Annotated in this window: 11 protein-coding genes; 7 read left to right on the top strand and 4 right to left on the bottom strand. The window is 44.0% G+C overall.

The genetic code is table 11. The features are described 5' to 3' along the window. Both AACT52_RS22350 and AACT52_RS22355 read right to left on the bottom strand, forming a co-directional pair. A partial coding sequence (locus tag AACT52_RS22350; protein ID WP_198940977.1) for an AAA-like domain-containing protein occupies positions 1–2,149 on the bottom strand: 2,149 nt, incomplete at its 3' end. Beyond that, complete coding sequence (locus AACT52_RS22355) at positions 2,142–4,262, bottom strand: AAA-like domain-containing protein (protein ID WP_073633430.1); 2,121 nt, start codon at positions 4,260–4,262, stop codon at positions 2,142–2,144. The genes AACT52_RS22355 and AACT52_RS22350, both read right to left, overlap by 8 nt. A 512-nt stretch (positions 4,263–4,774) precedes the next feature. Here AACT52_RS22355 and ssuD point away from each other — a divergent pair. The 3 genes from ssuD to AACT52_RS22370 all read left to right on the top strand — a co-directional run bounded on the left by ssuD (position 4,775) and on the right by AACT52_RS22370 (position 7,187). Then, positions 4,775–5,938, top strand: coding sequence for an FMNH2-dependent alkanesulfonate monooxygenase (gene ssuD / locus AACT52_RS22360; protein WP_073633432.1), 1,164 nt, complete (start codon positions 4,775–4,777; stop codon positions 5,936–5,938). A 164-nt stretch (positions 5,939–6,102) separates the two neighbouring features. Next, positions 6,103–6,666 carry an NADPH-dependent FMN reductase gene (ssuE, locus tag AACT52_RS22365; RefSeq protein WP_073633433.1) on the top strand — a complete coding sequence of 188 codons (564 nt, stop codon included), beginning with the start codon at positions 6,103–6,105 and terminating at the stop codon, positions 6,664–6,666. A gap of 299 nt (positions 6,667–6,965) precedes the next feature. Further along, on the top strand, positions 6,966–7,187 hold the full coding sequence (locus tag AACT52_RS22370) for a hypothetical protein (RefSeq protein ID WP_073633434.1): 222 nt from the start codon (positions 6,966–6,968) through the stop codon (positions 7,185–7,187). 120 nt (positions 7,188–7,307) lie between these two features. Here the strand turns inward: AACT52_RS22370 and AACT52_RS22375 are convergent, their stop codons facing one another. After that, positions 7,308–7,571, bottom strand: coding sequence for a DUF7219 family protein (locus AACT52_RS22375; RefSeq protein WP_073633435.1), 264 nt, complete (start codon positions 7,569–7,571; stop codon positions 7,308–7,310). Between the two features lie 1,522 nt (positions 7,572–9,093). Here AACT52_RS22375 and pstC point away from each other — a divergent pair. From pstC to pstB, 3 genes are all read left to right on the top strand, one after another. After that, positions 9,094–10,035 (top strand): phosphate ABC transporter permease subunit PstC, encoded by a 942-nt coding sequence (gene pstC / locus AACT52_RS22380; protein ID WP_073633437.1) that lies wholly within the window; start codon positions 9,094–9,096, stop codon positions 10,033–10,035. 5 nt (positions 10,036–10,040) lie between these two features. Beyond that, on the top strand, positions 10,041–10,943 hold the full coding sequence (gene pstA / locus AACT52_RS22385) for a phosphate ABC transporter permease PstA (protein WP_073633438.1): 903 nt from the start codon (positions 10,041–10,043) through the stop codon (positions 10,941–10,943). 114 nt (positions 10,944–11,057) lie between these two features. Continuing rightward, positions 11,058–11,888, top strand: coding sequence for a phosphate ABC transporter ATP-binding protein PstB (pstB, locus tag AACT52_RS22390; RefSeq protein ID WP_073633503.1), 831 nt, complete (start codon positions 11,058–11,060; stop codon positions 11,886–11,888). Between the two features lie 100 nt (positions 11,889–11,988). Here pstB and AACT52_RS41495 read toward each other — a convergent pair whose 3' ends face one another. Continuing rightward, complete coding sequence (locus tag AACT52_RS41495) at positions 11,989–12,129, bottom strand: hypothetical protein (RefSeq protein WP_445263927.1); 141 nt, start codon at positions 12,127–12,129, stop codon at positions 11,989–11,991. A 312-nt stretch (positions 12,130–12,441) separates the two neighbouring features. Here AACT52_RS41495 and AACT52_RS22395 point away from each other — a divergent pair, with 312 nt between their 5' ends. Continuing rightward, positions 12,442–13,101 (top strand): PEP-CTERM sorting domain-containing protein, encoded by a 660-nt coding sequence (locus AACT52_RS22395; RefSeq protein ID WP_073633439.1) that lies wholly within the window; start codon positions 12,442–12,444, stop codon positions 13,099–13,101. Positions 13,102–13,285: the final 184 nt, after the last annotated feature.

Raw genomic sequence — 13,285 nt, forward strand, 5'->3', positions numbered from 1 at the left:
CACTCAGGGTTTTGAGTTGCTGCCCGTTGAGATTCCACAACCGTACCGTCTTGTCTAAACTGCCAGTGGCAATTGTCTTGCCATCCGGACTGAAAGCCACGCTCATGACAGAACTGCTATGCCCACTCAGGGTTTTGAGTTGCTTCCCGTTGAGATTCCACAGCCGTACCGTCTTGTCAACACTGCCAGTGGCAATTGTCTTGCCATCCGGACTGAAAGCCACGCTCGTGACAGAACTGCTATGCCCACTTAGGGTTTTGAGGTGCTCCCCCTTGAGATTCCACAACCGTACCGTGTTGTCATCACTGCCAGTGGCAATTGTCTTGCCATCCGGACTGAAAGCCACACTCCTGACAGAACTGCTATGCTCACTCAGGGTTTTGAGTTGCTGCCCGTTGAGATTCCACAACCGTACCGTCTTGTCATCACTGCCAGAAGCAATCGTTTTGCCATCCGGACTGAAAGCCACGCTCGTGACAGAACTGCTATGCCCACTTAGGGTTTTGAGGTGCTCCCCCTTGAGATTCCACAACCGTACCGTGTTGTCATCACTGCCAGAAGCAATCGTTTTGCCATCCGGACTGAAAGCCACGCTCGTGACAGAACTGCTATGCTTACTCAGGGTTTTGAGTTGCTGCCCGTTGAGATTCCACAACCGTACCGTGTTGTCATCACTGCCAGAAGCAATCGTTTTGCCATCCGGACTGAAAGCCACGCTCGTGACATAACTGCTATCCCCTTCCAGTCGGTTGCGTTCCCTTATCCCATAAACAACGTGTTGGAAAGTAGCGACTGCTTTCATGCGGTTACCTGGTTCTATATCCTTGTCTGGAAGTTTGACTCGTTTGCCTAACTTCAAACTTTCTACTAAAGCCTCAAGATTTAAATGTGAGACAAACAGGTTTTCAGAATTGAGACTTTGCGTGAGAATTTCCGAGTTGAGGTTTTCAACACGCAGAAGTTGGTAGTTAGTGTACAATACTAGCCCCATTAGTAACACCACAACTCCTGTCAGCCCTCCAATCACAGGAAGCGCTGGCTTCAGCTGCTCCCAAGTATCCCGTAAATTCAACGGCAAATGTTTGTTCACCCACTTTAAATCAAACACTTGCTGATAAATTCGATTCCGCACTTTCAAAACAGCATTCTCACGCCGCACCACACCCGAAAGCTTGAGGTGCGATTTAACTATTGACTGTTCCTCATCCAGAATCGACTTACCCCGGCGAATTTCTCGATAAACACTCAAAACACCTTCTTTATCTGGTGCGCGTTTGGTGAGCATATCACGGACGAACTGCAAGTTATTATCTTGCTCGCTCATTGCACCCAAGAAAGTGCTGCTTACCACACGAGCAACATCAGCTTTTGACCAACTTTTCTTATTCTCTTGGCTAACAATGCAACAAAGCCGTTGTGATAAATATGGATGTCCGCCCGTCCACTCCAGCATCCACCTCAGCACCTGTTGCACTTCATTCGTTGCCAGTCCTAGTCCCTCACCGAGGGGTTTCGCTTCTTCAAAGGTGAAATCTGTCAAGTCAACGCGCTGACCAATATTAAACGGTGTACGCTTAGGGTCACGTATCAAATCCCCCGGAGTCGCCACACCAATCAGGACAAAGGAAAGACGCTGAAACTCTGCATCTAAAGCGCGAGCCACATAGAGGTAACGAATAGCAGCAAAAAAATCATCAGTAAAATCTAGGTTGAGAGTCGTATCAATTTCATCAACAAAAATCACGACAGGTGAGGTAACTTCTTTCAGTAATATATCCTGAAAAAATAAAGTTAATCGCTGAGTAAAGCCTAAATGTGAATTTTCCTGCCACCACTGCACCACATCTGTATCTAGCATCAAGGTTCCTTCAATAATTGTGAGTAACCCTAGATACCACTGTTCAGCAGTCACCTGCACGCCCACCTGCGTCAAATCAATCACAACTGACTGAATCCCTTCTTCTGCCAGTTGTTCAACAGTCCGCACCATTAAACTCGACTTGCCCATTTGGCGTGAGGTGAGGATATAAGCAAACTTGTGTTCCCGACACAGCGCCAGCAATTCCTCATCCGCTTTGCGGGGAATGTAAATGCCATTCTGGTTGGCTTGCACAGTCCCACCAACTGTGTAGATGCTTGGGTTACTCACGCAAGTTCTCCCGGAAATACTCGGCGTAAAGCTGACAGCGTGGCAAAACTGTCCGTCCTTCCTCGCGTACCAAACCCGCACCCCGCAGCCGCCAGAAGACGCGCTTATCTTCGCAGGTGTTCTGACGAATGATTTGCAGCAGACTTCGGATCAGTTCTGTTTTATCATGCAGCAGCGAGAGATGCCGACGCAGATGATCCCCAAAGGGACCATTGTCAGCAGTTGCATTGGCAAATAACTCAGCTGTAGAAAGTTGCTGACTGGCGACTAAGTAAAGCGCCCGACGTACTAAGTAAGGATGTTCACCCAACAAAACTATCAATTGCCGTTCCTGACTGGAGTTGAGGGGTGAACCGTGACGGTGATTAAGGTCAGCCACTTGTTCTGGTGTAAAATCTTGTAATTCAATCACCTGCCCAACATTAAAAGGTGATTGGTTAAGATCGTCAATCAGTTGATAAGGTTCGGTGGAAGTCACCAGCGTCAAATCCAGCTGCTTCCAAATGGGTGTCGTGGCGCGCTTATTGTGCCAACTCCGCAACATCCCAAAGAAATCATTGCGGAAGTCGGCGTCAAAAACCTTGTCTACCTCATCAATTGCCAAAACTAAGGGTTTGCCCAGCTCTTTTAAAATGTAGCGTTGAACGTAGCTGGTGGAACAGAGGTTGTTCCCCAGTGGCGTCTTCCAATATTCCTCAACTCGGTCTTCCATGTCCAACTCATAAGTCAGCCACCTGCAAAATCGCTTAAAGAAGAGTTCAGCATTTGTTAAGGCGGCTTTGTCAAAAAGTTGGAAATCCAAAAAAGCAACCCGCTTACCTGCATTCACCGCAGCTTCAATTGCACGAATCAACAGCGAACTCTTGCCAACTTGTCTCGGTCCTTTAATCGCAATGGTGACTCCCCGCTGTGCAATTGTCCTGATTGCAATGGCATCCGATGGACGTTCCACATAAAATGCAGATTGAGTGTCCATCGTTCCTTCTGGCATTTCCAACGCCACTGGCTGTGCTGAAGCAAAAGGTCGAGGTAACGGTGAAGGTTCACTCGTCTCAAGTAAAGCAGCTTTAGCTTGCGCCGCATCAAAAGGCAACTCACCACCTGAGATAGCTTGTGTCAACTCTGCTATCAGGCGCGGTGTATCCTCTTCACTTTGCCAGAAAGCCCAGTTAATATCGTTGAGGTAACGATTCAAAGGATACTGAAACGGTTCGCGATACCCCAAACGCACCGGGAGAATAACAGGATGTCCTCCCTGCACTTGCGCCATCTCGTGCGCCATCTTGATTTCTTGCTCTACCATCTCGCTGTAAACTGAGCGAGACGAAAGAAAAACGATGAGAAAATCAGCTTGGCGAATTTCCCCTTCAATGCGTTCAGCCCAGCGCGTACCAACCAACATCGTCTGGTCGATAAAAACTTTGTGCTGCTGCGACAGTGCTTGAAAAACTTCTAAAGCGACTGGTTGATCTGGCTCAACATCGCGCTTATAACTAATAAAGATGCGTTGGCGCGTTGTCTTTTCTGCAACGGGATGATTCAGCAATTTTCTTTTAAGTACAGGAGTTTCGTGTTCCTTCAAGCCAATAAGCTGAGAACAACCCAACTCATAAGCAAACTCCATCTCTTCGCCAGCGGCTAAAGCATCGTAAAACGCTACAGCAAAATTAATCGCCGCTTTATCTCCTATTTTCCGATTCATACCAATCACATACTCAATGTGTTGGCTAATCGCTTCTGCTTGCACTTCTGAGTAACTAGCGTTCAGCAGAACACATTCAACCCCTTTTTTGGCAAATAGCTTAAACATACTCGCTAGGGCATCTGCCCGCACAAACGCTATTTGCCCCGTGTCATCCTCCAGCACAATGCCATCTTCAAGAGCACCATGTCCGCAGAAGTGTACAATCTGGGGCTGAGTGTCCAAGATTGCTCGGTAAAAATCGCGCGATCGCACTGCCCATTTCTGCTCTAATTTAAACTGCTCCCGCTTGTTTGCGCGTCGCAATCCCTCATCAATTTCCCGTACCTCTTCATCCAGTCGCAACTGAGAAGTTTGTCTTGGATTCGCCGCCAAGAGCAAAATTGTTTTGACACGCGTGTTTTCACTCATTAGCGAGTAGGGATAAAGTGTTAGGGCTTAATATATTGACAAATTTAATAAAATATGTATTTTAAAAACAGTCAGGAGAATGAAATTTTTTACTGATACTTATACATGATCATATAGATGAAACCAAAGTTAACTTATGCAGGAATCATATAATGTCCAGCAAATTACAGAACCCCACCCCTAACCCCTCCCCGCTTGCGGGGAGGGGAACTTTGGCGTAGCCACTCATTGGGGTGGGGTTTTCCAGGATTTGTGGGTCATTGAGCGGACATGATATCAGATAAGTTCTCACAACAGCCAGGAACTTCAGCCAAGAGTTACAAACCCTTCGCTCATAACCATTGGAAAAAACTACTTTAAACTGATATAAGAACCGTATTTTTTTCTCAAAAAGTCTTGCCTTACTTAGGAGGCTGTGCAATACTCTTAAGTTAATGTGGCAATTAATTACGGTTAATCGGTCAATTTGCAGTAGTATAATAGGCATTTTGCAGCTACTTTAAATAGGCATCATGCATCTTCTTTGGTTTATCCCAACTCACGGTGATGGGCGCTATCTGGGCACTTCCGTAGGCGGACGGTCAGTTAGCTTTTCTTACCTGCGCCAAATTGCACAAGCAGTAGATCACTTGGGCTTCACGGGGGCATTGCTTCCTACGGGTCGTTCTTGTGAAGATGCTTGGGTTTTGGCGTCAACCCTAGTCACTCATACCAGTCAGATGCGGTTTCTGGTGGCGATCCGTCCGGGGTTGATGTCACCAGGGGTGGCAGCAAGAATGGCAGCAACGTTTGACCGCATATCCAATGGACGTTTGTTGATTAATGTAGTCACTGGTGGCGATCCGGTGGAATTGGCGGGAGATGGCTTGCACCTGAGTCATGACGATCGCTACAAATTGACGGATGAGTTTTTGACAGTATGGCGGCAGATAGCTGCTGGTGAAGTGGCTAACTTCAAGGGTGACTATCTGGACATCCAAGAAGGCAAAATACTCTTTCAGCCTATCCAGAAGCCTTATCCACCGTTGTGGTTTGGTGGTTCCTCTCCTATAGCCCAGCGCATTGCAGCCAAACACGTCGATGTCTACCTGACTTGGGGTGAACCACCAGCTCAAGTTGCCGAAAAGATTGCCTCTGTTCGCAGACTGGCAGAAGAAGAAGGAAGGAAATTGCGGTTTGGTATTCGCCTGCACGTGATTGTGCGTGAAACCGAGAGCCAAGCTTGGGAAGCAGCCAATCAACTCATACGGTATGTGGACGAGGAGGCGATCGCCAGAGCACAAAACGCCTATGCTCGTATGGACTCCGAAGGGCAACGCCGTATGGGGCAATTGCACAACGGTAGCCGGGAAGCATTAGAGATTAGCCCCAACCTGTGGGCGGGGATTGGTTTAGTGCGAGGTGGCGCGGGAACCGCCCTAGTAGGCGATGCCGATACCGTTGCTGCAAGGATGTTGGAGTATACCGAGATAGGTATCGATACCTTCATCCTCTCTGGTTATCCCCATTTAGAAGAAGCTTATCGAGTCGCGGAACTGCTATTCCCCCGTTTACCGTTAGAGAATCTGCCAGTTGTTGAACAGCAGCAGGTTTTGAGTCCTTTCGGAGAGATTGTTGCCAATCAGGATTTTCCCAAACAGCAGCAAAAACAAAAGACAGCCACCACTGTGGATTAGAAAATAGTGCTGAGTACTGAGTAACGAGTGCTGGGCGCAATTCTAGAAAGTAAACAAAAATGACTTAGTACTCAAAGAAAAAAAAGTTGCTCAATTTCTGGAATTTCCTTCGTAGTATATACTCAGCACTCAAGACTTTTGAACGCAAAAAGGCTTAAAAAAATATGGCTAATATCTTAGCAATTGCCGGTAGTCCATCCCATCCTTCCAGAACCTACGGTATTCTGGAACACTCCACCAAAATTTTGCAGCAAGAGGGCTTCCAAACAGATATTCTCTCCGTTCGCGATGTACCGGCTGAAGTTTTGGCGTATGGACAATACGATAGCCCAGCCCTAGAACAGCCGAAAGGACTTATAGAAAGAGCAGATGGTATTATCATTGCCACTCCGATTTACAAAGCAGCTTACACGGGAGTTCTCAAAGCGTTTTTAGACTTGCTACCTCAAAGAGCTTTGTCAGGAAAAGTTGTTCTACCCATTGCTACTGGTGGAACACTCGCTCATTTGTTGGCAATTGAATATGCCCTTAAACCCGTGTTGTCTGAGTTAAAAGCACGGTACATCTTGGGCGGTGTTTATGCAGTAGACAAACAACTGCAAATACAAGATGGCACTCTGCAACTTGATCAAGAAATTGACCAAAGATTGACAGAAGCTCTCAAAGAGTTTGCACAATCTGTGAAGAATGTGCAACCTGGTGTCAAAGAATTGGCTCACACAAATTAATCCATAACTGTTCTCCGACCACTTGCTAGTAGCAGGTGAAAGTTCATCTGCTACTTTTTTTCTTAAAATTTTGATAAACAATATAGACGTGAAGAACGCAAAGAGGATATAAGAAGTACATCTACTTAGATTCCTGATGTGCAGAGAGTTACAGCTTTGCTTTTGGTGATATTGTCAGGCTTTAATATTTGCATTCGTTTGCGGAAAAATAATCCTCACAAAGTACTTGGGTTGCGAGAGTGAGGCTCTTAGGTTGTGTAGCGCTTTCGGGCGCTCAATTTTCTGAATAGGAGAATCAAATGTGGTTTGAGCCCATAGAACGAGAAATCTCAGATGGTGAACCTTGGGCAGAATTTTCAATTAACCGGATGGAGTGGGGCGGCGAAAGGCGCGACTGCTGGGAACTCAACAGCAGTAGTGAAAAACAACCTTCTAAACGTTGGTTTAGAATACAAAATTTCAAATTTTTGCAGAATATTCCTTGGGTAAAAACTCAGAGTCGTCAGGAAGATTTGTTGTGAGTTAACACTCCCAAGGCTCGTCCAAATTTTACGGTGAGTGCCAGAGGTACAGGCTGGGCGATCGCTCATGTGGATAAAAAGCCAGGAGATTCTAGGCTCAACGTCGAGACTTGATTAAATTTAGTCGTCTTTTTGTCCTTCATCCGTCGGCAAAGGATTTTCGCCAATTCTGAGCTGCTTGTTTAAAAGTTCTAGCTGTTGCCAAAGTGCTTCAATTTGTTGATACGCTTCTTCTGAAGAGAGTTTCCCACCGGTGTGAAGGCTAACGATGTAACCAATTTGTTGGGCAAATTTCTGTAAATTTGCGTTAAATATCAGGTTTTCCGGCTTATTGTGACCGTAATAACGGCTACGAGGATAGAGAAATTCATCCTTGTCTGTCATTCTTCCCTAGCTAGAATCTGAGATGTTTGTCTTAACTTCTTATTAACCTCTAATTAAACAGCTCTTTACACAACCTTCTTCAGTCTGAGATTGGGAAGTCAGCCCCTTCGGGGAAGTCAAAAGTCACGCATTCAAAAGTCAAAAGTAAGAACCCCATAAATAAATTTAGGGGCTTGAGTCAGCGGACGCCGTATTTCTTGCGCCTACTCGATGAAATACGTTTTTTCTTTTTCCATAAATAAATTTAGGGGCTTGTACCTTTTTCTTCCTGGTCAAGATGAAACGAGCGACGATGCAATAACTCTACCGCTCTTTGCACAAGCGCCATCAACTTGCTTTAGGCTGTATTGAGTTAGAGTTGTATTGGGCTACAATGTCGTGAACCAAAATTGCCTAGAGCTAGCTCATACGCACGCTTGGTATGAGTTGTCATTGACACGGCAATTTAAATGTAAAGTTCTTTAAATAACTACGGTAATCCCTTCTATCTTCTGTAAGATTAAGATGAAGTTAAGTTAAATTGTCATTTAGCTTCAGTCAATAGTTCAGAATACAGTAGCGTATAGATCACTCAGATGGAACTCAACAGTCCTAATTGACACCTAAATAGCGCTGCTAGCCCCAGTTAGTAGTCGGGTAGTCTTGTATTGCTCTAAATTTCAACAAAAGCTTGACATCAAAGCGTTAATATGTATTGTCGAGGCAAAAATCTGCTTTTCTAAATATTTCTTATTATAGATAAATACAGATGTAATTCAAGAAATTATATGTATCTATTTATGATTAAAAATTTTAGTAAATTGAATGACTTAATATTTGAAACCACCAGTCACTCCCTTGCTATTGCAAGAAATCTTAAGAGAGAAATAGCTATGGATTTGTAACTATATCCAAAAGGGTAGAGGAGTCAATTTTATTTACTCTAACTCAATGTTACCAAAACATTACAAAAGTTAGATTTTTCACTACTTACCATATGATACTATTATAACTACTTAAATACGGTATATCTATAGAAATGTAGTATATTTTTTTGCAGGCAATGATGAAACTGCACTTCGTTATGTTGGAATTTGTGACTACATAGCGAATAAAAATAAGCTGCGCTGATTTGCCATACAAAATATAAAAGGAAATTCTGAAACACCACCGTCAAAAGTAACTCAAAAGTTTTAAACTGCTTTGTGTCGTCTTTTCTACTTATCTATGTCAGCAAGTCTACTTTAGATAACAAGCTAGCAGTGAGAGAATTTGTTGGTTTGTACTTAGCCAATTCTTTAGCCAATTCTAAAAGGTGTGTCAGGGGTACTGGTTATGTTGAACTAACAGATAAGGGTTATGTCAAGACAAAACATTGCTTCGTAAGAATTCGGGTGACAAGTTCAAAGATGCAAAACCTGGTCAGGCAATTACAAAATATCTTTAACAGTAATCAGCTATCAGTTATCATTTTTCTACTCTTTATTCCTGATGGCTGTTCACTGTTTACTCATGACTGTTCACTATTTATTGATGACTGATTATGCAGGGCGCAAATTATCGAGACGAGTCTCATCAAGGTTACGAACGTTCACTGGAAAAGAATCCATCTGAAGATATTCAGGAAAAAATTGTCGGAGCGATTTTATTTTGTTGCGCTTTGGTTTCCGTGCTTACAACCTTTGGGATTGTCGCAATTATCTTTCAAGTAGCGTTTGAGTTTTTCCAAGAGGTTTCGTTTGCGAAGTTCTTTCTGGATACCCAATGGACGCCTCTGTTTGCAGAGCGACATTTTGGAATTTGGCCCTTGATTAATGGCACTTTACTGACTACGGTTATTGCCATGGCTGTTGCCATTCCTCTAGGTTTATCCTCAGCTATCTATTTAAGTGAGTACGCCCAACCCAAAGTAGCAGCGATTTTACGCCCAGCCGTGGAACTGCTGGCGGGGGTACCTACGGTTGTTTACGGTTACTTCGCTCTTTTGTTTGTGACACCGTTTTTGCGGAGTTTTCTCCCATTGGAACTCTTCAACGCTTTGAGTGCTGGGTTGATGATGGGAGTTATGATTATGCCCACTGTTGGTTCTATCAGCTTAGATGCGATAAGAGCTGTTCCTCGCTCTTTGCGGGAAGGAGCTTACTCGTTGGGAATCACTAAACTCGAATCTATATTCAGAATTGTCCTTCCTGCGGCTCTTTCTGGAATTATTGCCTCGATTATTTTGGGAGTTTCTCGAGCTGTGGGTGAAACAATGACTGTTGTTATCGCCGCAGGACAGCAGCCCAAACTGACTGTGAATTTTATGGAGTCAGTAGAAACAATGACAGCTTACATGGCTCAGATTTCAGGCGGAGATAGTCCTCGTGGGAGTCTTAACTACAAGACTTTATACGCTGTAGGAGCTGTTCTGTTTTTGATTACTTTGGCTTTAAACATTTTCAGTAATTGGATTGCAAAACGTTACAAGGAAAAGTACGAGTAATACGCATGGCGACTTCGATTTCTCCAGATGATTTTCATCAAGAATCACAAGAGTTTACTCAAAATATAGAACGAAGAGAAACCATCGGCAAAGTATTTGAATATTTATTTTTGCTTGGTTTGCTCATTGGTTTATTTGTTCTTGCTCTCCTCATTTTTGATATTTGCAGAGATGGATTAGCCAGATTTTTGACCCCCGGTTTTTTGACTGAAAATCCTTCCCGTTTCGCTGATAGAGGTGGTATTCTTCCTGCTCTTATCAGCAGCGTTCTTTTGGGAGTCGTAGTCATTTTGGTTTCAGTCCCAATTGGCGTAGGAGCAGCTTTGTATCTCGAAGAATACGCACCGCAAACCTGGTGGAATAGTATTATCGAGATTAACATTAGCAATTTGGCTGGAGTCCCTTCAATTGTTTATGGATTGCTAGGTTTAGGCGTTTTCAATTATCTTTTGGGCTTTGGTCCTGCTTTGATTTCTGGGGCGCTCACTTTGTCCTTGCTGTCTTTACCAGTCATTATTGTCACATCTAGAGAGGCAATTCGAGCCGTTCCAGATTCTCTAAGAAATGCTTCCTACGGCTTAGGTATAACTAAGTGGCAAACTATTAGCAATCATGTCTTACCTTATGCCATTCCAGGTATTCTAACTGGAGTGATTATTTCAGTCTCTCGTGCAATTGGTGATGCCGCATCTTTGATTGTCGTGGGTGCTGTCAGTTTCCTCACGTTCAACCCTGGTTTGTTCCAACGATTTATGGCATTGCCCATCCAAATTTATTCCTACATCACTCGTCCTGAACCAGGCTTTTCCAACGCAGCAGCAGCGACAATCATTGTGTTGATGCTTGTCATTTTGGTGCTAAATGGAGCAGCCATTTATATCCGGCAACGTTTTTCAATAGATCGATGAACTTTGCCTATATTTTGTCAATTGTCCTTTTTCATTTGTAAATACAAATGACGAATGATAAAGGACGAGGGACTTCTTGCAAACTTGCTTAACACACATTGGGAAACACAAAATATGACCTACAACAACGCCAGAAGCAAACAAAGTAGCGCCACCCAAAGCAGAAGAGATGAAGCAGTTTTTCATGCTGAGGGTGTGAAGGTTTTCTACAGCGGATTTATGGCGCTTCAAGAAGTCCATATAGAAATCCCTGAAAGACAAATCGTCGCCTTTATTGGACCTTCAGGATGTGGAAAAAGTACCCTACTGCGTTGCTTCAACCGAATGAATGATTTGATCCCCGGAGCTCACGTTGAGGGTAGGCTGCATTACCGAAATAAAAATATTTACGATCCCAAGATTAATTCGGTAAAATTGCGTCGTCAAGTTGGAATGGTTTTCCAAAGACCAAACCCTTTTCCTAAGTCAATCTACGAAAACATCTCCTTTGCACCACGTACAAATGGTTATAAAGGTAACATTGATGAACTAGTAGAGCAATCATTACGCCAAGCTGCTCTTTGGGATGAGGTGAAAGACAAACTCAAAGACAAGGGTACAGCGTTATCTGGAGGACAACAGCAACGGCTTTGTATTGCACGGGCGATCGCCATGAAGCCAGATGTCCTATTGATGGATGAACCCTGTTCTGCTTTAGACCCAATTTCTACTCGTCAAGTTGAAGAACTTTGCCTTGAACTCAAGGAACAATACACCATCATCATGGTGACTCATAATATGCAGCAAGCTTCACGGGTAGCAGATTTGACTGCCTTCTTCAACACCGAAATAGACGAGCATGGCAAACGTACGGGAAGATTAGTTGAATTCAGTCCTACCGAGCAAATATTTAATTCTCCTGCGACAAAGGAAGCTGCGGAATATATCAGCGGACGTTTTGGTTAAGATCTAGAACGCACATGACCCCACCCCTAACCCCTCTCCGGATGCGGAGAGGGGTATTTTGGCGTCAACCACTAGACGTCTTGCAAAAATGCTTGAAATGTCATGTTGAGCGTTCGCGCAGCGTGCCGGAGGCATAGCGAAACATCTCTTGAGATTCCTCGCTACAGTGCGTTTCGCGACTAATGACATTCACAACTTTTTGACCTTTTTTGAATTCAAAGTTCGCTCGTTCAAAGTTCAAAAATTAAGAATCTTTTTTTGAATTGATTAATTATGGGTACAAGCCCCCACCATAATCAATGATATTGGTGGTCAACTTTCTGAGTGGCGCTTCCTTGCTCCCACTAATTAATTTTGAATGAGCGAATTTTGAATGAGCGAATTTGAGCGAAGCGAGTGACTTTTGCAAGAAGTTTACTGATCAAGGTTAGGCGATCGCAAGATAAGGAAAAATTGACAATACTATCAAAAGATTATTCATTGCAACCTGCTCTTGAGTGTTTGTAAGCTTCTGGTATTAGATGTTGCGTTATTGTAAAACTTGATACTTCTAATGCAAGTAATACTCCGCTCATACACTGCAAGGCTTGTTCCAGTCACTCTCATGTTACTTGGTTTCGGACTGGGTGGTGGGAGGGCGATCGCACAAACTTCCTATCCAATTAGCTCCTACTATGATACAACGGTCAAAGTTACGCCCATAACTTCGGACGTTTCACAAGTCGTTGAGTCAGGTATCAGTACTGACGCGCCCTATGGTCTAAACCAATACGACGGGCTGACCTACTCCAAAACCAACCCTACCACGGGCGAACTCACCTTTAACATAGATGCTACGGCATTTGGCTTACAAGACTTACCACTAGGCTATATCACGTTTGGAAGCGGCACTAACAAGGTGTTTGGAACGAGTGACGCCACCACTGCAATTGACTTGGTAAACCTGACAGCTTCGGGTTCTGGTACTGTGGATATCACTGGTGGTGAAGGCATATTCAAAAATGCTACGGGCACGCTCCTCTTTACAGAAGAGGACATAATTACTCTGGGGGAAAAAACGACCACCTTAAAAGGTCGAGCTTTAGTGTATGGCTCCATCAACACGTTAAAAACAGTTCCAGAACCAAAAACGACCACAACGCTCATTGGTATAGGCATGATTGGAGCAGGTTTCTTGCTACGCCGACATCGTCTAAAGTCCGCTTCCTGCTGACACAAGACTTCTTGCAACAGTATAATTTCAGGATAGACAGAACCACAAATGCACACAGATTAACACTAGTTAATTATCTGTGTGCATCTGTGTTAATCTGTGGTTTTATTTTTACAGCTATTTTCAGGTAAATAGACCACATTTGTCGTAGGGGCACGAAGCTTTGCTGTGCCCTTACAGTGTG

Source organism: Scytonema sp. HK-05 (assembly GCF_963872035.1).
GTDB lineage: Bacteria > Cyanobacteriota > Cyanobacteriia > Cyanobacteriales > Nostocaceae > Kalymmatonema.